Origin of the sequence: Halorientalis brevis (genome assembly GCF_042678165.1) — an archaeon.
In the GTDB taxonomy this organism is placed as follows: Archaea; Halobacteriota; Halobacteria; order Halobacteriales; family Haloarculaceae; genus Halorientalis; species Halorientalis brevis.
In genome coordinates, this window is record NZ_JBHUDJ010000009.1 from 27508 (window position 1) to 49448 (window position 21941).

Genomic DNA, 21941 nt, shown 5'->3' on the forward strand with positions numbered 1-21941 from the left:
GCGGCAGACGCATACCCTTCGGGAAACATTCCCTATCCCGATGGATTCGAGGAAGGATGGATCGTCGTCGCCGACGAACTGGATTACACCAATCCGCTCGTCTCGACAGTGATGGACGAGGCACGACGGTTCATCGCCAACGAGACGGATCGCGACGAGGACATCACCGAAAAAGCGGACACGGCACTCGTGGGGCTTGCTGCACAGGTGCTCGATACTGGGCAGGCAGACCACGTTGTTCTCTTGACGACCGACAAACCAGCGGGACGGGCGGCCGAGACACTCCTCCCTCAACACGGCTTCAGCGACCGAATCGAATTCCGGTACGTCAGTGTCGCGTATCTCGAGACGATCACGGCCAACGAGTTTCGATTACGCGGCCCCGAGGTGAAGGCCGATGAGCGACGATCGTGCTGTTTCCCGTCCCGAAAGCGCCCTCGACGACAGCTTTGAGCGCTACCTCCAGGACAAGGGGAAAGGCCGTGGAGGCGACGGCGGGAATTACCGACGCAATGCGGCGCGCGAGCTCGAACGATTTGCTGAGTGGGCTACTGGCGACCGCGGTCGCGACGACTGGACAGGTATTACTCCCGACGACGTCGACCGGGAACCCGTGTTTGCGGACCTTGACGAGCGCGTGTTTCGCGAGTACGCCCGCCACCTCGCCGGTGATCGTGGGCTCAAGCAGAACACTGTACAAACCTATTATCGCTATATCTCTGCGTGGTGCGGGTGGTGCGTCAACGAGGGGTACCTCGAAGCACACTACGCCCAGCGAGCGAGCGCGACGGCGCCGCTCCCCGAGGACGACGGTCGGAAACCCGGCGACCAGCAGGCTTGGACGTCCGAACAGCGCCATACGCTCACTCGTCACGTCAACGAGGAGGCCCGCACCGCTATCGAGGCGTTCACGACGCTCCCAGCGGATACAGACGCTCAGGACCGGCAGCGAGCACGGTACAAGGCCCTGAAAGCCGCGCGTGACCGGGCGCTTGTGTTCGTACTCGCGTATACGGCTGTCCGCGTTGGCGAACTGCTCCGGGACCCGAACGACCCGCGCCGGCGTGGCGTCCGCTGGGAAGAGATATCGCTCGAGGACGGCAGTATGGACGTTTACCGGAAGAAACAGCAGTGGGACGCAGCCAGCCTGCCTGATCCGGTGATTTCGCCACTCCGGAGTTACCGGAGACTCATGGATCCGCCGACTGAGCGCTGGCCGGTGTTCCCGACGTTCGACCAGCGCACGCTTGCGACACTGGTGCAGGATGGACTGGCGGATCGAGGAACACGTCCGGATACAATCGACGAGCGACGTGAGGAATACGCTCGCGACCTCTTGTTGGCGCTCGACGCGGACTTCCGACCGCCGTCGGTCACAACGGACGGTGCACGGTCGATCCTCCAGCGACTCTCTGATGCAGCGGAGATCGATATCAACCACCAGAAGCACGACTATCTTGCTCCCCATGGCGGGCGACGAGGAATGGGTGAGGTGCTCGTCCGCGCGTTCGGGTATACCGTTGCAGCCCGTTATCTCGACAACTCGGAGGAGATGGTTCGTGAGCGCTATTCGCACATTGAGGCTGGTGAGCTAGGCGACGTTGCGACGGAGGCGCTCGAAGAGGTCGATAGTCTCGTCCAGCAGTAGATTCTTCTGACTTTGACGAGGACTGTCTGGTGACGTCTGCGCTTGTGCGCTGGTTTGTTCGTTCCTAGGTCGGGGGAGGACTCGATTGTGAGTACTGACGACACAATGACTAGAAAACAGGCTGACAAGCAATCTCCGACCCAGATCGAAGCCATCGCGGAGCAACACCGACACGCACAGGAGTCAGGCAAGGTGTTCGATGGGGGAACTGCGGGACAGCTCTGACTCCAGAGGTTGCTTCATAGACAGTCCGCAACACCCTTTTGTATTACTGACTCGAAGTAATACACTAAGAAAGTATGAGTAAATCAGAGTCTGAAAAAGTGGTGTCTGTCTCGTCACGGGGCCAGGCGACGATCCCCAAGGAGTTCCGAGAGCACCTAGGTATCGACACACCGGGACGGGTGAAGTTCGTCCAGACAGAGGAGGGCGAGATCGTCGTCCGTCCCATTCAGTCCGTTACAGACCTGCGTGGGGTCTTGGAAGGCAAGACCGACGAGCAGGATCGCTCGGCAGTCGAGCGGCTTCGGGACGAACGCAAACAGGACAAAGCCAGCGAAGAAAAGTTGCGCCAGCGCTACGGCAGTGATGATGAGGATGATGCATGACAGATGGGGACGCCCTTCCTGAGACGGTCATCTTTGACACCGAACCACTTGTTGCGTACTTCTGTAACGAACCAGGGAGTAACACCGTCGAAGCGTACCTTGAAGCCGTCGAAGGGGCGGCCGAGGGGTACATCTCTGCGATCAATCTCGCTGAAATCCATTATATCGTCCGTGCCATTGATGGAGAGGAACGTGCGGATGCTGTCGTCGATATCCTCGAAGAGAGCGGCATCCGGCGCGTCGATACCGAACAAACGTGGCCCATGGCTGCTGATTTCAAGTTTCGCTACTCTCCGGCGCTCGGCGATGCATTTGCACTTGCGACCGCGGCCCACGTCGACGGGACACTTCTCGTCGGTGCCGACGACGATTATGACGATGTGACGGATGTTCAGATTGTCCGGTTCCGAACGAACCCAGCGTAATTTTGCAATACCAGCGGAAGATATCGCAGAGACGTCTCTGTTGTTAGTACTGGTCCTATGCTGTCTGTTTGTCTTCACCGAGGCGGGTGAGGCAACCGATCATGAGTACCGACGATGCAACAACTGGAGAACAGGCCGACAAACAATCTCCGACCCCAAGTGGAGAGATCGCGGAGCAGCATCGACACGCGCAGGAGCCAGGCGAGGTGTTCGACGGCGGTCCTGCAGGACAAGGAAATACGACATTTCGATATAAAGCCAATCGCCTCAACTTATATTAAGATACAGCGCGAACTGTGTTGTATGACCGAAGACGAATCGAACTCAGAGGGCCTGATGGAACGCCAGACGACGGGGGAAGACCGCGTGCGGATGGTCGCCCGGCAGCTATCGGAGCCGCAGACGGCAAACTGGATCGCCTCTGAAGCGGGCTGGTCACACGAACCAACCAAACGCGTCCTCGAACGTCTCGTCGACGATGGAATCCTCCATCGCGACGAAACTGGCACCCACACGACGTATTACCCTGATTACCGACGCCAGGCGATGCAGGAGGCGATGCGTCTTCGAGACAGCGGGCACACTGTCGAGGAGCTCACGGATCGTCTCGCCGATATGAAGACGCAGATCCGCGACTGGGAGGACGAATTCGACGTTGAGTCACCGAACCAGCTTCGCGGGACGCTCGCTGACGAGTCTCTTGACGCAGACGAGGAAGACCGTCGCCGTGAGATTGCCCACGAGTGGGAGCACCTTCAACGGCGTCTCCAGATTGTTGGCTTCGCAATCCGTGAATGGGACTTCCTCGCCCCGACGAACGAACCCGTTGAGGCCAGTGGATAACAGATGTCGGTCCCGCATCCCGGTGGTGACCCGAACGCGAATCTCTACGCCCAGCTGAAGCGGGACGTCCTTGATCGTGTGCCACAGATTACGGCAGTAGAGTACGTTCCTGACGATATCGAGGCGAAGCAGCTGCGAGCAGTTTTCGATCCGGCCCGCCTTGACCCTCCTACAGGCCCTGATTCACCGGAACTGACCGTCAAGTGGTATCGGCAGCAGCCACACGATTGGTTCCGAATCAACTACACTGACCCGAACACGGGCTTTCACGCTGGCTGGCATCAGGACGAGGATCATCCCGATCTGGGACGGGCGCATTTCCAGTACGCAGTCGCCGATACCGAGGACCGGTGGGGCATCACGTTCGAACACGAGACTCCTTCTCTGATCCTCTGGGAAATCGTCGAAGAACTCCTCGAGGACGTTCGTCTGACCTATCAATACGCAAACGAGGAACCATGACGCTTGGAAATTAGGCAGTAACAGCGTAAGCTACGCTAGATCCACATCTTCTGCGAGTACAGGTACTGAACTGCCTGTTTGTCTCCCCCGAGGCGGGTGAGGCAACCAATCATGAGTACTGACGACACTCCGCCCGAGGACCAGTCCGACAAGCAATCCCCGATCCAAACCGAAGACATCGCGAGGCAACATCGACACGCACAGGAGTCAGGTGAGGTGTTCGACGGGGGACCTGCAGGACTACTATAGTCCTCCTCCTACCACGCATCCGAGGCGGCCATTCCTTCGTCATCATCGTCGAAGACCTCATCGGGAAGGACATCTTCGCGCGTGCGAATCTCCATGCCCTCACTGTCGGCATCTGCGTCAGTCTCGTCAGCGTCGTTGAGGTCCTCGTCGAGTCGATGCCGATGACCGATAGCGTTGTCCAGGCGCTCCCGGACGGTATCGAGGTGCTCAATCTTCCCCTGCCACCACTTCGTGCGGGATTTGACGATGCAGTCGCCCGTGTCGAACTCTTTGAGCGTCCCGGAAGTGAACGGGGTGCGATCCTTCTCTTCGTAGGCTCGTCGTTTCGAGGCGCGTCGGCCCTCGTGTTCTTTGCCCGACCGGGTGTAGGATTCTCGGACGACCGACTCGCGTACTTCGCCGACCTCGTCCTGGATGAACTCGGCGGTATCGCTATCACCAGGTGAGAAGTAGATCCCCTGGGGACAGTTCCCGAGGACGCCGGAGGGCTTGCTGTACGTCTCTTCGAGCTGGCCGATGGTCTGGACGCCGATAATCGCCTGGGTCCGCTCGGCACGGCCCCTGGCGGTGAGGTTCGGTAACTGTGTCAGTTCGGGAAGCTGATCGATCTCGTCCAGCAGCCACACTGCTCGATTGTCGCTGTCGAGCGCATACCGGATGCCCCAGTCGAGCAGGAGCTGGAACATCGGTCCGAGTGTCTCCATCTCCGTGGGGTTAGAGTCGATGATCAGTGCCCGACCGTCCGGATTTGCGATGTACTCGCGGAGTGAGAAGTCCCCGTTCTCGGCGAAGTCGCCGACAAATACCGGGTCGACGTGTTCCTGGAGCGTCTGATAGACGTTCGGGGCTGTCTTCCCGCTCTCGGGGTCGAGATGCGTCGCTTTCGAATGGAGTTCCGGCCGTCGGCGCAGGACGTGATAGATGTCTTCGGGGTCCTGCTGCAGAAACGAGACGATATCGTCGTGGCCGGGCGTCTCGATGTCGTCGTGTTCCTGGGCCTCACGATAGAGGTAGCGTAACGAAGCTTCGAAGACGTGCTGTGCAGGACCGTGGAATGGGTTGTGCCCCGACGGCTCGCCGAACAACGCGCTGGCAATCTCCGTGAACTCCCGTTCGTTCTCGATGTCCTCGAACAGGTTCCAGTGGACGTCACTGTCCTCGACGCCGATCCGGAGGACCTCAAAGCCCAGTTCGTCGTAGAACTGCTGGAAGTCATCGGCGTAGTCATGGGCGATAACGGCCGTGCCCCGATCGTAGGGGAGTTGATACGCGAGCAGTTCCATTGCTGAGGTCTTCCCGCTGCCAGTCTCGCCGATCAGCGCCGTCGAGACGTCTTGCTCGAACCGCGGTGGAAGTTCTGCGTTCGGATCTTTGTCTTCGGTGTTCGCAAACGGGACCAGAAACTCGTCGTCGCCACAGCTGTAGACGCCGCGGACGCCGAGCAGTTCCGGCGCACCGCGACGGAGATATTCACTACAGAGGATCAAGACTGTGACACCGAGATAGATCCCGGACCCACCGAGATCGGACACGATCGGAAACGAGAGCCCCGGGATCGCACCCAGCACGACCGCCACACCAGTCATCGCCGGCGCGGCGAGGTGTGCAAACGGAATTAGCGCGAGCGTCCAATACGCCCCGGCCAGCACTGCCGGTGCGAACACCATCACCCCGATCACCAGGTAGGCAGCATACACCCACCGCCAGCGCCAGTACCGCTGGCGCCAGGGGAGTTCCCGGTTGATGAACTGCGCCGGCACGAACAGCCAGCAAAGAACCACCAGGACCGGCGTGATTTTTCGATGGAGGAGGTCTTCTTGGGACTCTGCGGACTTGTCGGTGCTCATGTGTGTTACCGACCACCACGGCTCCGGTCATGGCCACGGTCCCGGTCGGGATGCTGTTCCCGGTCGGTCGAGGACGTCGTGCCTGTGTGGTCTCGCTGGGGGGTCTGTTCGCGCTGGCTCTGTTGTTCGGGGTCGAGAGCGATCTGGAGGGCTCGCTGTTCGCGTTCCTGTTCGGACTCTGCAAGGGTCTCACGCCCGGCAGCCTTCTCAGGGGCGCGCGCTTGCAGCATCGTCGGTTCTTGGAATTGCTCGCGAGCGATTTCCCGGAGGTAGGTGATGTCGTGTTTATCCATCCCGAGATCCTGTTCCGGCCCGGTCATGGCGACGTGTGCGTGCGGATTTTCGTGGTCGGCATGGATCGCGTAGACGTACTCCGTCGCGAGACGGTCATCCGAGCGGAAGGCGCTCATCGTTCTGCGAGTCCCCCGGTCAAGTTCTTGCTCGTTGTATGCGGCGTCGGGATCTGGCGAGAGAATGAGATGCCGTTCCATCCCGTGTTCCTCACTGCGTTCGACGAAGGCGGTGATCTGCTCGGGTTCGAGTTCCCGACCGGTGTGATCTTTGAGTGCGACCTTCTCGTCGTTGTCCCGACTCATGTACTCGACGAGATCCTGTGCGCCCCCGCGCTGAAAATCGGTTTTCGCCATCATGGATATGCAGGTACAGGGTATGGTGCTCAAATGTCCCAGTCACGGTCGATGTAGACGTCATCGTCGTCGTCGCTCTCTTCTTCTTCCTCGTCGTCGGTTGGCTTCCACCACGGCTCGTCGCCGGCCTCGTCGTCGGCGTCCGCTGCCGGTGAGTCAGCTGACACAGAGTCATCAGCCTGCGTCTCGGTGTCGTCGTCGGTCTTCCAAGTGTCGTCCGCTGGCTTGGCAGTCTCTGCAGCCGAGTCGGACTGGGTTGCTGTGCTGGTGTCGTCCGTCTGCGTGGCCTTTGCCTGCTGCGTCGCTGGCTCACCGAGCGCATCAGGGTCGATCCCAGCTTTGACGAGGTCTTCACGGAGCCGGCGTGCGGCGTCAGTCATTGCTTCTTTGCGCTGGGCAGCGCCAGCGTCGGTTTTCAGTAGCTCCCAGAGCGCGATGGTGTGCAGGGCCGTTTTCTGTTGGGTCTGTCTGATATCCTCGGCCGCGTCTTCGATCTCGTCGCGAGCGAGTCCGACCAGTTCTTCGAGCCGTTGTTCGACCGCGAGTTCCTCGTTTTTGTCGGCGAACAACTCCCCCTGGAGATGCTGACTGAGAATATCCTGGCAGTAGGCTGAGAGCGTCATCTCCGCATCGTCTGCCCGCTGCTGGAGGCGCTCTTTCTGTTCCGCCGTGGCATAAATCGCGATCCGGGTATCTTTCTTCGCCATGCTGTCTTTGCCTATTATTTCGGGCAGTAACAGACAAGAAATTAACTAATGCAGCAGACGGCGACTGCTGGGTGTCAGGTATCGCTCGTCAACGCGGTGCGCAGGTCAGTCTCTGTGATCGTATCACGGCCGTTGGCTGCGGCATTGTACGCAGCTTCGTCGACGGTCGCGCCGATATCGGCGGCCGAGTACCCGTCGGTCGCGGCCGCAACCCGATCGAGTGTCGCTTCCTGCACGCTGTGCTGTCGCTGGGAGAGCTGTGCTACGAGGACAGCCCGGCGCTGGGTTTGGTCGGGCATTCCAATCTCCAACTTGAGGTCGATCCGACCACTCCGGGTTGCAGCATCGTCAAGCTCCGTGACGTTGTTGGTTGCCCCGATGACGACCACGTCGGTTGTCGAGGGGATCGACGGGTCGTCGTACATCTCTGCGGTGGAGAGTTCCAGATAGCGGAGGAACTCGTTGACGACCTTGTCGTCCTCGCGGTGTTGGCTGAGACTCGCCCCACGGGTGGGAAGTACCGAGTCGATCTCGTCGATGAAGACGATGGCACCGCCATGCTCGCGGGAGAGATGGTGGGCTTCCGTAAACAGTTGGGCGACTTGCTCAGCAGATTGATTAATCCACTTTGAGAGGAGATTCCCTCCCGAGATCGAGAGCGATGGCAGGTCGGTCTGGCCCATCATGGCCTTCGCGAGGTGGGACTTGCCGGTGCCCGGTGGCCCATAGAGGAGGACGTTCGACGGCGTGAGGTCAAGCTTCTCGTACTGCTCGGCGTTGCCGACGAGCGGTCGGAGAACCTTGCGTGACAGCTCTTTCTTCTCGTGTGTGAAGCCGCCGACATCGGCGTAGGTGACCGACGAGCCGAATTGCCAGTCGAACTCGTAGTCCGTGCCAGTGTCTGGCGACTGCTCCTCCTGCTGGGGCTGGGTGCCAGTGTGTGAGTCGGTTTTGCCGGTGGTCTGCGTCTGGTGGCTGTCGCGGGATTCGCTCGTATGAGCGGGTTGTGACTGCGGCTCGCTCGATGTACTGCTTCGCGAGTGGCTCGAACGGTCAGACTGTTCGCTCTCGTTGGAATTAGATGCTGTTGGGAGCATCTGGCCGACGTACCCGACTCGCTCCCGAATGGAGCGGTGCTGGGCATCATATCGTGGGTCGAAATACGAAGGCACAAGTTTGGCTTCAAGGGGGAGCGCCAGGGCGACGAGTGCCGGTAGAGCGAGAACTGGCAGGATCAACGCCGGGGCCATCGTGTCCGGCGTGGCGTCGATCGGCGCGACTATCGTGTAGATGGTCTCGATGGGTGCACCATAGGACACCGCTGGCAGCGAGACCCAGGGGAGATACAGCAGACTCCCGAGGCCCATCCCTGCGAGGAAGGTGACCGGCTGTGTTGTCCAGACACGTGTCTGGAAGTGGTAGGCAGCGATCTTACGAAAGCTACGCTCGGTGGCGTAGAGGAGTGCGAGTGGCCCGCCAAGCAGGAGGACAACGCTCCCAAGGCCGATGCCGATTGCTTGCTGTCCGAGCAGCATGCCAATGCCGGCAATCAGTACGAGGACTAACAATCCAAGGTGAACGAGTACGTATGTTCCAACACAGAGAGCGAGCCCGGCCAGGAGGACTGCCCCGAAGTGGCTCGACAGGGGAATCAGACTGAGGTACGCGACGAGACGACGTACGAGGTGGCGGTGATGGACCATGGCAATTCGAGAAATACGCTCTCTTCCCCGATTTATTCCCATAGTTCTATCTTAGTAAATAAAAATGTTATCGGCGGCTAAATATGGTCTCGAAAGACGTGTATTCCCTCGCTGTGGCGAGCGAGTCAACCAGCGGACGCTGGCAGAAACAGACACGTTAAGGTGTTCATGGTGGGTTACTGCTCGCATTGAGTGGGGTCAGAGAGTGACTTTGATAGGCTGTCCGCCACAGTTTGAGGACGGCTCTGGTAACGAGTATTTCTGGCGACTGCTTGATGCACGATTCTTCGACGTCGTTTGGGTCGGATGATGCGTCCGGCGGTGGATGATAGTGCTCAAGACCGGGAACATGGATGAAATCGTCATCGTGTGGATGCCGGCCCCATCGGACGTTCACGTCGAGCGAGTCGGTGTAGTGGTACTTGTAGTCATTTTGTGTGGTCCACTGCACGTCGAGCCGAGCTGACTCTGCATCCACCAAGCCATCGGCAAGTTCCACTTCGAGAACTGATGGACTCAGCACGTCATCGAGGTGTGCTGAGGCAAGCGGTTCTTCATCGGTAATCAGATCACGAATCGCGATCAGTGCCGGTCTGTCGATTGCACCTCGGAGTGAATGCGACTCAGATGCCTGTGTTCCACCCATAAATTACGATGGTGACGCTTCTGGGGGCGACTGAGAGTCGTCAGTGACGAATTTCTGCGCATTTGCGATCGAGAGGGCAGCGTTCGCGAACGCGAGATTGCGACGCGTCGTTTTCCAGTCTTGTAGGGCCTCCTCGTCGACCGCCGCGTGATCGCCTGTCTCGGACAGTACCTCATTCGTGCGGGCGACTGAGAGTTCGTCTGGTGACTCGACGCCGAACTGCTCTTGATAGGATCGAACGTCCTTGCGCAGTTCTGTAATGCGCTCGCGCAGTTCATCGGGCGGGACTTCCGACAGGATGTCGGCAGCCTGCTCGACGACGAGTGACTCCGACGACCGCCGATAGTGTGTCCCGCCGGTGTCACCCGTCGACGTCGTCACGAACCCTTCGTCACGGAGTGTTTCGAGATGCTTTCGAGCAGTTTTGGGGGATGTCCGAGCGGTGTCTGCCACAGTCTCGGCTGAGACTGGGGTGTACGTTCGACTGATTACCGTTCGGACTCGCTCGTATGGTGTCGTCTGAGCCTCCCACTCCGTCCCGACCTGTTCATTGACGTCATCGAATGGCTCTGGAGGAGGTGCGTCAGTCATGATTTCCTCTACATCGCTCAGAAATATAGGTCTTTGGTAGAGTACCATATTACGGAAGAGTGAATGCTGATTTCATTTTCAAGTTACTTCAGATAGACGTGTACATGGTATCGTAACGTCAGAACGCATGTCTGGACGTGGGATTTTCATTAACCAACAGAGGATCTTCCAGGCTTCATGTGTTGGTTAAACATTTCGATTGTGATAGTTTGTGCCCCCAGGTGGCTGAGGCATCCATGAGTCACAGCCCATCGCAGCGGCACCGAAGCGTCTCGAAGACAACTGATCTGCAGGGAGAGTACGATTGTCCCGAGTGTCGGGGCTCGCTCGTTACCGATGGTAGCGAAACACGGTGTCAAGAATGTGGGTTAGTCGTCGACGAGCAGCAGATCGACTACGGGCCGGAGTGGCGGTCGTTCGAGGACGGTGATGACCGGGCTCGAATTGGGGCACCGCTTACGCAGGCTCGGCACGACCGCGGGCTCTCGACGACGATCGGGCGCGGGCACAATGCAACGGACAACTCACTGTCCGCCCGGAAGCGACGACAGCTCGCTCGGCTGCGGCGCGAACACGCACGAGCGCAGGCCGCGTCGAAGGCCGACCGGAACCTCAGAAGTGGACTCGGCGAGATCGCGCGGATTGTCTCGGCACTGGGCCTCGCTCGCAGTGCTCGCGAGCAGGCCAGTCAGCTCTTTCGGACAGCACAGCGCGAGAATCTCCTGGTCGGGCGGTCCATCGAAGGGGTCGCAGCGGCCTCCGTGTACGCGGTGTGTCGGCTTACCGGCCTCTCCCGGTCACTTGATGAGGTCGTTGCAGTCGCCCAGAGACAGCGTGGACAGGTCGCAAACTGCTATAACGTGTTGAATCAGGAACTTGATCTTCCGGTCCCACCACGACGGGCAGAGGAGTTCGTTCCGAGTCTCGCGTCGGCGGTTGGGCTGCCGATGACGGTCGAGCGCCAGGCGAGCCAGATCGCCGCCGAGGCCGACGACCAGGGCGTCGCCTGTGGCAAAGATCCATGTGGGGTGGCGGCGGCCTGTCTGAAGGTTGCGGCCGACGAGCAGGGCCTGTCCGTGACCCAGGCGACGGTCGCCGACGCGGCGGACGTCTGTATTCCCACTGTCCGCGCTGGCCAACGGGCGATTCAGGCGATGCTGGATCGGTGATCACGACAGGGCAGTTTGTTCCTCCCCAGTCGAGTGGAGGATTTGATCATCTTAATTCAGCGCGGAAACCCCGCCTTTCCGTGAGTGAGGAGTATTCCGACACCTGTCGGAACCGAGGAACGAACAGGGCGGGGAGGAAGCGCGTCTGGCTGGGAATCAACTGCACTTTTAGCTATTCTTAAATACCAAAAACATATTTTTCACTTTAACAAAACATAACTATTACTGTGGAGAAAGATGTATACTATCGAACGCGGAAGTGACCTTTACCAGCGCGTCAAAGCGTATTCGCAGGAGAACAGCATTCGCCACCTCCGCGCCTACCGCGAACTGATCGAGAAAGGACTCGCAGCCGATGGCAACAGCGACTAAAACACTCCAGGCTACGCTTGCGCCCCCGACAGCCCACAAAGAGCACAAGCTTCAGGAGACGCTATCGGCCTACCGGAAGGCACTACACGAGTCGTTCAACGCCGGCTGTGAAACGCAAAATGCGGTTAACGATATCGTAACGTCCTACAATCTTAGCAGCTACGCCAAAGACGCGCTCAAAAACTACGTCCCTGGACTGGTCGATGACGCCGACGAACTCGACGACGACCACCCCGCCCGATTCACCGAGCGGGGCTTCAGCCTGGATCACAACCCAAAGAACACTATCGAGTGGTACGTCAAAATTCCACATCACGAAGACTACCACCTCTGGCTTCCTGTGCGGATCAACCCTGCACAACAAGAGCTGTGGCACGATCTACTCGACGAAACTGCCGACGTGGGACAGTTTCGCCTCCAGCGTCATGGAACGACCTGGGAATTGCACGTCACAGTCGACTCCGAGGTGGCGGAATCGGACTATGAAGCTACTGACAAAGAAGTAACACCAGTCGGCTTCGACATTGGCGAAGCACACCTGCTCGCGGGCTGTGCCTGCGAGCAGGGCGCTCCGACCGACCCATTGCTTATCAACGGTGGCCGCGCTCGCCACCTCCGCAAAGAGATGTTCACGACACTCAAGCGCCTCCAGGAGCGCGATGCAGCCCAGTGGCGGATTGACGACCGATTCGACCACTACCTGAACGCACTCACTGACATCATCGAGAAAGCGTCTCGGCAGGCTGTCGAGTACGCTCAACGCTTCGAGAAGCCAGTCGTTGTGCTGGAAGACCTCGCAGACATCCGTGAAGACCTCGATTACGGAGTATGGATGAACCGCCGGTTACACGCCTGGGCGTTCGCTCGGCTCCAACAGCGTATCGAGGACAAGGCACGAGAGGCTGGTATCCTGGTCGAATACGTCGAACCAGCCTACACGAGTCAGATCTGCCACGAGTGCGGCCACGTCGGGTATCGGAACGGCGACGAGTTTCGGTGTACGAACGACGAGTGTTGGGTCACGGAGTACCACGCAGACATCAACGCGGCGGTCAACATCGCTGACCGCCATGACCCGTGGGGTGAGAGCCTGCCGCTGAAACCGGCGGGCGATGACATCCTTCGGGATGGGAGCGCCTGTGACAGCGCCAGGACCCACCACGAGACGAGCTTACCACAGCAGATGAGTCTCTCGGCCTACCAGTCCACCGGGTCGGAACCCACTGCCAGCTTCGAGTAACTGCTTCGCTGGCATTCCCATGATGGGAAGCCGCGCCGTCGCCGGGCTTCGCCCGGCTGCTTGAGGGATCTTCGATCCCTCTCCGTTGACGACGCGGAGGATGTCACGATGGGGCTGCGTGTCGCGCCTGTGGCCGCGGTGATGCCGTCGCGTCACGCTCCCGGCGTGCATACGATACGACGGTCAAGTACCACGTCTGCCGGCGCTGTGAGGCATACGGGGCATCGCTGCTCCGAGCCAGACCCGGTAGGGCAGCGTTGGTGCGTTCGCTTGGCGACGTCCAGATCTTTGACCTTTCCGACGCTGTCAACGCTCGCTTCCGTGGTACCTTTTGACATCTTCCCGTCTTGAGTACCCCCTGTCCCATGGGAAGCGAGTAGTGGTAGTTCTCCTACGCCTCTGACTTGTTTGACTCCGTGTAGTTCCAGTTAGGAGTCCCACGCTGGATCCTGGGTTAGCTTATGTGCGGAACAGGTGCAATACCACGCCGTTCACGGCGTGGATACGCGCCGTCACTCCGTGGAAGAGACCACCGCTCAAATGCCCACCCCGAGTTTCCCATGGTGCCGTTTAAGTGACAGGCCGCCGTATTAGAGCGTAGGAATCGGGTGGCACGGATCGGATTCCGTCCCGTCCTTCGGAGGTGGCCTGTCCACCCGCGTAATGAGACAATATCCGAAATGGCAGTCAGTGAACGCACATTCCAGAAGAGTGTGTCTGTGCCAACTGCTCAACACACGAACGACGATACCCCCGACTCTGCTGACGCCTGCTGGCGCCCCCGTGGCACAAACAACACTGGGACGCCGTAGACGGCCGAGGATAGGGGTACCGGCGGCTTGGCACTGCCAGCAGTCCACCACATCGACGTTGTGGGACTACCCGTGCCCGAAAGATGTGGTAGTCCGGTGACTGGACTGCACACCTGAAACTCCCACCGCTCGGGATTCCTCCGCGTTTACGCGGAGGAGGATGTCAATTCAGGTGCTCAGCCTTTCCCTCAAGGAATTGCCGATGGCGGAGAGTAGGCAGGGGAGTTCACTTTGGCTGTATGTGTAGTTTGGTTTTCCGAGTGTCCGCTTCCTCCACGGGGTCAAGCCCCGTGGCGTCCACCCCGTACCACCTGTGAACGGGGTTTCGTGGGGTTTTGCAACCCAGGACGATGCTTTTTAAGAATATACCAATATAATATACTTACTGAGCATTGCAGTTCACGGGTAAGCCCACCCGACTCCCTCCACCATGCCTCCATGCAACCGTCGTCGATTCCTCACGCTCGGCACCACAACAGTGGCCACAGCCCTTGCAGGCTGCTGGGGTACAACAGACAGCTTGACCTATGCTGACTGGATTCCGGCAACGGATGGTAGCATACTGACCGCATATCTCGATCTTACGATTTCCCAGAAATCATCACAGATTGATCCACTACTGCCCTTATTTCTCCCATCGAAGGACAGCTCAAGCGCCACTGGAGTTGCTCCGGACTTCTCTGCACTCAATCAGATCGACGAGCCATTGCTCAGGTTACCGCTCCAAACGGGTGGACAGCTCATTGGGGTGTCAGGTCTCTCACTGACTGCGTCCGGCCTCAGCTATCTAGTCGATCCGACGCAGCCAACAGAGGGAGTCACGGAACTGTTCCGAGTGAATGACACCGTCGTTGGAACGGGAACTATCGACGTTTCCAAAGCCGACGAGTCCCTCCGTGCTGGCCGCGAGGATTTCCTCGGTGAAATGAAATACGATGTCGTGAGCGAGGGTGGCAACTATACAATTTACCAACCAACACTAGATGTCACCGGGGCCGTTGCAGTGAGCGAGTCAGCTGTCCTGGTGTCTGATTCTCAACGAAAGGTTCAGACTGTCATCGAGACGTGGCAAGGTACCCACGATCGTGCTGTTGAGGAGAACGACACGGTGAAGTGGTTGTTCGATACGATCAGATCTGGAGACATGGTCGTCGGCTGGCTGGGGCCGGTCCACCTCCAAGATTTCTACTGGGAACGTATGGACGCGGAGCCGGCGACCGAGATCGTCTCACAAAAGGACGATGTCCTTTCATCTGTAACTTTTTCCCCCGAAGGTCGCAGGATAACTGCAGAACTGGCGCTCCAAGATGATGGCATAGCCAGTCTGACAGAACGTCAACTGCAGACGAAACTCGGCATCTCAGGTACCGAAACCGAGATGGCAATCGACGGAACGCGGTTGTCTGCAACGACCTCATACACGGACGATGATCTCGACATCGAGTATTTCGAACGCACGGAACCCACTCCGGAGACCACAGAGACTCCCCAGAAAAGCCCGTCTGAAGCTGCGGCCGACGCGATACCAGATAACGCATTCGAGTTTTCCCACGACGAGGACAAAGGGACAGTTCGCGTTACTTTCGCTAAGAAATTCGATGCGGACAAGGTGACGGTCAAAGCCGTCGAATCTGACAGTGAAGCCTCGACTACGACGCCGGACCCAGTCTCCTATCTCAACGTCTATCTCGCACCTGACGGTGACGAAGTCGTCGTGACTGTCACTGTGGATGGAGAGACATTCGAAGTCGCCCGAAAAGTATTCCCTTCGTCTCATTAGCAAAGACACATGCCCGCGCCGGTTTCCGGGAAAAATGGTCACGGAGGAGACTACTAGCGGTGGACCTCATCGGTCTGATCAGCCGACGGCAGAGGTACAGTGATATCGTCACTGTCGGAATGGATTCTCCTGGACGTCGAATCGACGTTCACAGGGGAAATTGCAAATGGCGTTGCCCCCTTGTCCGCTGGTTTCATTCGATATCAAGCGGGAACTGATCATGTTCGTTTGGGGCGTCAAGAACGACACTCGTGTTTGATTCGTTGATCTCGGGGTCACTGAGCAGGTCTTTAATCGTCGCGTTCATGTCATCTGTATCTGTGAACTTCCCGATAGCAATGATATCATGGTCGCCAGTCACCTCATAGACGCTCGTCATCTGCTGGTGGTTGCAAAGCGTCTGGGTGACGTCCACGAGTGCTGAGCCCTCCACTTTCAATTGCAAGATTGCCGTCACATCATACCCAAGCTGTTCGTAGTCGACCTGTGGCGAATAGCCCTGAATAACGCCAGTGTCTTCGAGTTCAGTGAGGTGATTCGAGATGGTAGTCACAGACACGTCAAGATCAGCAGCAAGGCTGCGGAGACTTGCCCGCCCGTCGCCGAGGAGCGCATTCACCAACTTCCGATCTAGGTTTTCATACGTCATAAGTCTCCTATAACTAACATCAATATTATAAGCTTGTGAAAGGGGCTTACTATGGTAGTGGGGCATCCGCCTGCCTTCCGATCACCTGTTGCTGTTACCGGTCTGAAGTGACATCCTCCGTGAAGCGTATCTCGAGTAAGAGAATAAATCAGAACGCGGCAGGGCTGCGCGTACGGTTCATAGAACGTGACGCGCGATCTCCCGCTGATCTATGCGGCTCTTTGGGGTATGTCTGGTCCGAAGTGGTGCGACCTGCTCATAGACGAACTGAGACCGGTGTTTTCACTCGAAACTCGGCGTGTGGACGTCTCGGCTGGGGGGTGGAAGCGGTGGCAGCAGTCGGGCAGTGCCAAGTGATGAACCGACTTCCGCTAGTGGGAACGCGCCATCGCGGCGCACTCAGGGCTCCAGACGATACTTGTATGAAAATTACGCCTGAATGGGGTTTTGGGACATGCAATCAAAATCAACTGGGATGCTCAGTCACTACACTTCCCGCATCGCCTCTGACTGGGTCCAACGGAACCCCTGTAGGTTTGATGCCACATTCTACCCCTGCCTAAGCAGTGACATGGTCTGCTTTACCCCCATCAGAAACGGTTTTACTGCTAAATCACACACAAATTATTTAAATATCACATGTGGCAATGTGAGGCATGGACTCTTTTAGTGGGGCCCAGATACCCACACTTCTTGACAATATCGATGCTGGGTTGCTGATGCATCATCTACAATCAGGCCGGATTCTAGATGTAAATGACCGAGCAGTGGAACTCATCGGCTACACGCGCGATGAATTTCGGCAGATGACGGTGGACGATTTCAGTGCTGACGCAGCTCACTATTCTCAGGACGAAGCGCTCCAACGCATCAGAGCTGCTGCGGATGCTCCCCAGCGGTTTGAATGGCAAATTCAACGAGCAAACGGAGAAATACGATGGGTCCAGGTACGACTGACGCAAGGTGTTCTTACCGACTCCGACCACGTGTTCGCTGAATTGCGTGATATCACGAGATACAAAACGCGAGAACGACAGCTCCGGCTAGTCAACCGCGTCATCCGGCATAACCTTCGCAACCAGATGAACGTCGTGATGGGACACGCCGAACATCTCAGTGCCGCTCTCGAAGCAGAAACTCTCGAACGAAAGGCAGCGTTGATCGTCGACGTCGCGGACGATGTCGGCTCACTCAACGAGACGATTCAGCAGATCGAAACGGTCGTCGATGGTGATTCCCTCGATCGAGAACCCAAGGGTCTCTGTGTCCTCGTTGATTCAGTGGTGTCGGAGTTTTGCGACCGATATCCGACTGTTGAACTCTCCGCTGACTGCGACTGCGAGGTGTGGGTCACCACTGATATGGAGGTTCAGTACGCGCTGGAACACGCCATCGAAAACGCAATCGAACATAATGACGCCGACAGCCCGACAGTGACTGTCTCTGTGTCTGCTCAGCCGGATACTGCAGGCGTAGCCGTCCAAGTAGCGGATAATGGGCCACCAATCCCGCAAATGGAAATTGACGCACTCGATCCGACCCTCGACACGACGAGCACCTACCACGGGAGTGGGATCGGCCTCTGGGTGATGGAGTGGGCGATGGAATCGCTCGGTGGAGAGCTTTCGTTTGAAGCGAACGAGCCGCGAGGAAATGTCATCTCGTTTCATCTGCCAACAACCGAGCCACCGACGTGACGGCCCTGGCGTCGCCCATCGGGGGTACCGGATCGAAAAATAGCGGCAGATATGCACATTCGGGCTAATTCAATCACGGATGTTCGGGAGACCGTCGTCTTTGCCAACGTCGTCGGGCGTGTCGCCTCCTACGCGTGACTCGCGTGGAGACTACCCGGTACCCGCACGTGTGACTGCAGGTACGATATCGATGTGAGTGGGTGCCTCCAACACTATAGTGGGAGGGGAGTGCCACAGGATAGAACTTGGGGTGGAGCCTTCACAGCAGATCACTGGCACTCCATCTCGAAGCGGGCGGCTAGTAGACTTAATACCACGTCAGATGCGCGTCTGACGGTTTGTGGGACAGTGTCCCGATTTGCACTGGGCTGTGGCAGCAGTATCTAGAGGTTGTGGTTGTCACTCGACGGTTTCGACGTTCGTAATCTCGAACCGTGCTCCCCCGTTTTCGCCGTCTGTGATCCGGATATCCCAGCCGTGGGCCTCAACGATCTCCTTGACAATACTCAGTCCGAACCCAGTCCCATCGTCGGCAGTCGTGTGGCCAGGTGCAAACACGTCATCGCGTTTGGCTTCGGGAATGCCGGGCCCCGTATCTTCGACGTAGAACCCATCATCGAGCGGCCCAACACGAATCGTGACCGCCTCCCCAGTATGTTCGACGGCATTCCGGATCAAGTTCTCAAAGAGATGTCGTGTTCGTCTGTTATCCGCTTGAATCGCTGTTTCAAGCAGATTCTCGAACGTCGCCTCTCCTGTGTCTACCACGTCCCAACATTGATCGACGAGAGACGGCAGATCCACGCGTTGGAGGTCGGTGACGACCCGACCATCGCGGGCCAGCGTCAATGTATCATCGATCATCGTCTCCATCCGCTCGTGCGCATCTGCAATTTTATCAGTATATGAGAGATCCTCAGTCTCGGAGACTGTCTCGGTGTACATCTGAGCGACGTTGAGCGGATTACGCAGGTCGTGGGACACAATGCTCGTAAAGCGGTCTAAGCGCTCGTTTTCACGTTCGAGTTTCTGATACTGTTCCTGCTGTTGCTGCTCAACGTTGAGTCCGTAAATCGCATGGGCAATCGTGTCGCCGAGTTCACTAAGCACTGCCTGTTCGCGCGCTTGAAATGCGGCCGGGCGGTCCGAGTAGATATTTAACACCCCATATCGTTCCTCGACAAGTTGGATCGGGATCGCAGCACTCGAGCGAAACCCGTACTCCAATGCTGTTGATCGCCATGGATCATACTGGGGATCTGTCCGAATCTGTTGAATGGTTTGGATCTCTCCTGACTGAATCGCCTGTGCCGTTGGTCCCTTGGATAGCGTCTCATCATCCATCGAGATCTCGATCGCATCTAGATACGAGTTAGCGACGCCAGCGGACGTCACTGGGATCACCGTCTCGGTGTCAGGGTCCAACACACCGACCCACGCAAACGTGTAGATCTCAGACGCTGCAAACTCGGCACAAATAGCATCGAAAAGTGCCTCCCGGTCCGGGGCTTTGACGACGTGTTCGTTGATCTGTCGGACAGTTTCGAGAATCCGTTTCGTGGTCTCGTGTTTTTCAAGCCACCGGCGTCGGCGGTCGTCATAATACCCAACAACGAGTCCACCAGTCGCTCCACCTGCCAGTGAATTCACGATCACATTGAATGAGTGGATAATAGTCACGCCGTGCGCCGCTTCATATTCAATGACGAGGACTGCCATCCCTGCTGCGCTGAGCATTCCTAACACCATCCATCCGACGAGCCGCCAGACAGAATCGACTGGCAGGTTGCCGGAACCAAGCATGCCACCCACACTAACGATTCCCAGGGAGAGGATGAGCGGTGGAACAACACCAAACAGGACACCCCGGGCCGGTTCGTTCGGGATGTGTGCCGCTGCAGACGCAATCGAAGCGAGGCCAACGCAAAGAATGATCGCAGATCCGAGGATTCGGGGGAAACGATCGTTCATCCGTGCTGTCCTTATTACAGTCTGCTAGCACCGACACAAGTATAAAAGAATTGATTAAAATTTAGTAAGGATAATCTGGCTGATTAGTTTTAATCACGGCAGCTCTCACGGTGATCTAGGGACAAATGGGGCGAACTACGTTGAGGGTACTACCGAACAGGATAGGCGAGTTGCTGTCCATCACTCTGGGATGATCTTCCGGTTGAACACCTAATCGCCTGCACAAACAGCCTAGTGGTTAGGTGTGACATTCAGCGGTGAGCGGCTGTCACAGATTGTGTGCGATGTAGCGGTTGATCTCGTCGACCCGGTCTGGATCGAACGTCCAGAAGCCATCCCAGAGTCTGGGTTCGATTTCAAGCGCGACCAGCGCGGCTGCCTGCTCTGCGTGTGCTTCTGGTGGTGCGTGGACCACAAACCACGCGTCTGTGAACTCGTCCGTATAGCCGCCATGTGTGATGAGGCCCAGGTCTTCCGACGGTATCCAATCCGGGACGCCGTAGACGTGGGTCTGCACACCCGATGCCCCCAGCGTCTGATAGACGGAGTGAGTGCCGCTCTCGTCGTTGATCCGTGAGAGGTGCTGGAACGAGGCCCGGTGTCGCCCAGCGTTAGTCTGCCAGGCCAGGCGTTCGATATATCTGGAGATGACGATCAGGAGGAGCTTCTCGTTGTTGGATTCAGGATAGCCCTGCAGTCGAAACGGAATCTCATCGAGGCCGGCGAGGACGTCGGGCAGTTCGAACGTGTCGAGCGTCTTCGTCCCGGTTTTGTACAGGTCGGAGTTGACCAGGAGAATCGTCCGTTCGAGTTGCGAGAGCGGTGACGACGCCAGAATCTTGCCGCTGTCGTCGTCGACCAACACGACGGTATCGGCGTCAGTGTCCGGGAGCGTCGCGTCGGTGACGTCAACGCGCTGGTCCTGGAACGTCTCTTCGAGTATCGTCTGTAACTGTCGTGGCGCGTCGCGGTTGGCGACGAGGAGTGTGCGTGACGGCGCATCGAGCTCTGTGAGAAATCGTTCCAGCGACATCCGATCTGGTCCAGGTATGTATGATCAGTCTGGCTGACCATATAGTGCTAGCGGCTGGGCCACGGTTCGATCTCACAGCGTGTCATCGGTTGCTTGTACGTAGTGTAGTCTCCCTCGCTGTCACGTAGGCCGTGAATCGGAGTGACCGGCGTCCTCGTTGGGCAGGCACGGCGATCTCGCACAGAGAGGTGACTGACTGCGGCCGCGTCAGCAGGCCCCATCCAGACGGGTGACAGACCACTTAGTCGGCCGCCCACATTGCCGTCGACTGTGTGGGCGGAGACAGCACGGATCGCAGACGGGTGGGGAAAGGAGCCTTGGTCACGGGAGCACCCACGGAAGACCGGTGTTGGTGGATAGATACAGGTGCTGTGATGGTTGGCGATGTCGTCCCGTGACACGACCCGCTAGGGGAAGGGATGATGAAAGCATGCGGTGTGTTCTCGCTCTCTGGGAATCGAACCAATCATAATACACGTTCCCTGACTGGGTTCGACTGCTGTTCGTTGCCAGGTCATGGGGTCGGTTGCCACCCCAACCGACTCGACTGTGACGTCTCCCTCGTGTTTCGAGAGCTGCTGGACCAGCGGTCCGTCGTGGACGCCGACTTCTCTCTTCCGACGGCTGATCGGTGTGTAAGAGCGTCCAGTCTCGTGGTCGTCTTCCTCGCTGTGGTTCACCCCCGATTTCGGTGGTTTCGAGCGGCTCTGGCCCTGTCGTCGGATTTCATATTCGGTTTTGGGTCCGCCAGTACTGGCGAAATCGGGTATGAAAACCGAGTATGACTGTGTCGCAGTTCGGGTCGCGAGAGCGGGTTGTCGGGCCGCCAGTGCTGTGTGGCG

20 protein-coding genes are annotated in these 21941 nt (G+C 58.0%); 11 read left to right on the plus strand and 9 right to left on the minus strand.

Features of this window, described 5'->3' with window-relative positions:
• The 6 genes from ACFR9U_RS14435 to ACFR9U_RS14460 form a co-directional block, all read left to right on the plus strand.
• Window positions 1-453: hypothetical protein (locus ACFR9U_RS14435; protein ID WP_379814613.1), on the plus strand; the 453-nt coding region annotated here is incomplete at its 5' end.
• Complete coding sequence (locus ACFR9U_RS14440) at window positions 398-1648, plus strand: tyrosine-type recombinase/integrase (RefSeq protein WP_247381670.1); 1251 nt, start codon at window positions 398-400, stop codon at window positions 1646-1648. The genes ACFR9U_RS14435 and ACFR9U_RS14440, both read left to right, overlap by 56 nt.
• Window positions 1649-1947: 299 nt before the next feature.
• Window positions 1948-2256: an AbrB/MazE/SpoVT family DNA-binding domain-containing protein gene (locus ACFR9U_RS14445; RefSeq protein ID WP_282594425.1), complete on the plus strand. Its 309-nt coding sequence runs from the start codon at window positions 1948-1950 to the stop codon at window positions 2254-2256.
• Window positions 2253-2681 carry a PIN domain-containing protein gene (locus ACFR9U_RS14450; protein ID WP_247381666.1) on the plus strand — a complete coding sequence of 143 codons (429 nt, stop codon included), beginning with the start codon at window positions 2253-2255 and terminating at the stop codon, window positions 2679-2681. The genes ACFR9U_RS14445 and ACFR9U_RS14450 overlap by 4 nt, the downstream gene beginning before the upstream one ends.
• Window positions 2682-2984: 303 nt before the next feature.
• Window positions 2985-3524 carry a DUF7342 family protein gene (locus tag ACFR9U_RS14455; protein WP_345893429.1) on the plus strand — a complete coding sequence of 180 codons (540 nt, stop codon included), beginning with the start codon at window positions 2985-2987 and terminating at the stop codon, window positions 3522-3524.
• Window positions 3525-3527: 3 nt separating this feature from the next.
• Window positions 3528-3986 carry a hypothetical protein gene (locus ACFR9U_RS14460; RefSeq protein ID WP_247381663.1) on the plus strand — a complete coding sequence of 153 codons (459 nt, stop codon included), beginning with the start codon at window positions 3528-3530 and terminating at the stop codon, window positions 3984-3986.
• Window positions 3987-4243: 257 nt separating this feature from the next.
• On the opposite strand, the gene ACFR9U_RS14465 is transcribed toward ACFR9U_RS14460, so the two are convergent.
• The 6 genes from ACFR9U_RS14465 to ACFR9U_RS21380 form a co-directional block, all read right to left on the minus strand.
• Window positions 4244-6082, minus strand: coding sequence for a type IV secretory system conjugative DNA transfer family protein (locus ACFR9U_RS14465; RefSeq protein ID WP_247381661.1), 1839 nt, complete (start codon window positions 6080-6082; stop codon window positions 4244-4246).
• 5 nt (window positions 6083-6087) lie between these two features.
• Window positions 6088-6729 (minus strand): relaxase/mobilization nuclease domain-containing protein, encoded by a 642-nt coding sequence (locus tag ACFR9U_RS14470; protein WP_379814616.1) that lies wholly within the window; start codon window positions 6727-6729, stop codon window positions 6088-6090.
• Between the two features lie 29 nt (window positions 6730-6758).
• Window positions 6759-7436: a hypothetical protein gene (locus ACFR9U_RS14475; RefSeq protein ID WP_247381657.1), complete on the minus strand. Its 678-nt coding sequence runs from the start codon at window positions 7434-7436 to the stop codon at window positions 6759-6761.
• 74 nt (window positions 7437-7510) lie between these two features.
• Window positions 7511-8971, minus strand: a complete 1461-nt coding sequence (locus tag ACFR9U_RS14480) for an ATP-binding protein (protein WP_247381655.1) — start codon at window positions 8969-8971, stop codon at window positions 7511-7513.
• Window positions 8972-9305: 334 nt separating this feature from the next.
• Window positions 9306-9785: a toxin-antitoxin system TumE family protein gene (locus ACFR9U_RS14485; protein WP_247381653.1), complete on the minus strand. Its 480-nt coding sequence runs from the start codon at window positions 9783-9785 to the stop codon at window positions 9306-9308.
• A gap of 3 nt (window positions 9786-9788) precedes the next feature.
• A complete protein-coding gene (locus ACFR9U_RS21380; protein WP_465262019.1) occupies window positions 9789-10424 on the minus strand; it encodes a DUF7342 family protein in 636 nt (211 codons plus the stop codon).
• 188 nt (window positions 10425-10612) lie between these two features.
• On the opposite strand from ACFR9U_RS21380, the gene ACFR9U_RS14495 reads away from it, so the two are divergent.
• The 4 genes from ACFR9U_RS14495 (at window position 10613) to ACFR9U_RS14510 (ending at window position 15749) form a co-directional block, all read left to right on the plus strand.
• Window positions 10613-11545 carry a transcription initiation factor IIB gene (locus ACFR9U_RS14495; protein WP_247381652.1) on the plus strand — a complete coding sequence of 311 codons (933 nt, stop codon included), beginning with the start codon at window positions 10613-10615 and terminating at the stop codon, window positions 11543-11545.
• Between the two features lie 237 nt (window positions 11546-11782).
• On the plus strand, window positions 11783-11917 hold the full coding sequence (locus tag ACFR9U_RS14500; RefSeq protein ID WP_282594424.1) for a hypothetical protein: 135 nt from the start codon (window positions 11783-11785) through the stop codon (window positions 11915-11917).
• On the plus strand, window positions 11901-13157 hold the full coding sequence (locus tag ACFR9U_RS14505; RefSeq protein WP_247381651.1) for an RNA-guided endonuclease InsQ/TnpB family protein: 1257 nt from the start codon (window positions 11901-11903) through the stop codon (window positions 13155-13157). Before ACFR9U_RS14500 ends, ACFR9U_RS14505 begins: the two co-directional genes overlap by 17 nt.
• 1242 nt (window positions 13158-14399) lie before the next feature.
• Window positions 14400-15749 carry a hypothetical protein gene (locus ACFR9U_RS14510; protein WP_247381650.1) on the plus strand — a complete coding sequence of 450 codons (1350 nt, stop codon included), beginning with the start codon at window positions 14400-14402 and terminating at the stop codon, window positions 15747-15749.
• Between the two features lie 193 nt (window positions 15750-15942).
• Here the strand turns inward: ACFR9U_RS14510 and lrp are convergent, their stop codons facing one another.
• Window positions 15943-16398, minus strand: a complete 456-nt coding sequence (gene lrp / locus ACFR9U_RS14515) for an HTH-type transcriptional regulator Lrp (RefSeq protein ID WP_247381649.1) — start codon at window positions 16396-16398, stop codon at window positions 15943-15945.
• 656 nt (window positions 16399-17054) lie between these two features.
• On the opposite strand from lrp, the gene ACFR9U_RS14520 reads away from it, so the two are divergent.
• Window positions 17055-18095 (plus strand): ATP-binding protein, encoded by a 1041-nt coding sequence (locus ACFR9U_RS14520; RefSeq protein ID WP_247381648.1) that lies wholly within the window; start codon window positions 17055-17057, stop codon window positions 18093-18095.
• Between the two features lie 399 nt (window positions 18096-18494).
• On the opposite strand, the gene ACFR9U_RS14525 is transcribed toward ACFR9U_RS14520, so the two are convergent.
• Together ACFR9U_RS14525 and ACFR9U_RS14530 are read right to left on the minus strand one after the other, a co-directional pair.
• Entirely contained in the window at window positions 18495-20066 is a 1572-nt protein-coding gene (locus tag ACFR9U_RS14525) for an ATP-binding protein (RefSeq protein WP_247381647.1), read from the minus strand.
• A gap of 268 nt (window positions 20067-20334) precedes the next feature.
• Window positions 20335-21099, minus strand: a complete 765-nt coding sequence (locus tag ACFR9U_RS14530) for a histidine kinase (protein WP_247381646.1) — start codon at window positions 21097-21099, stop codon at window positions 20335-20337.
• Window positions 21100-21941: the final 842 nt, after the last annotated feature.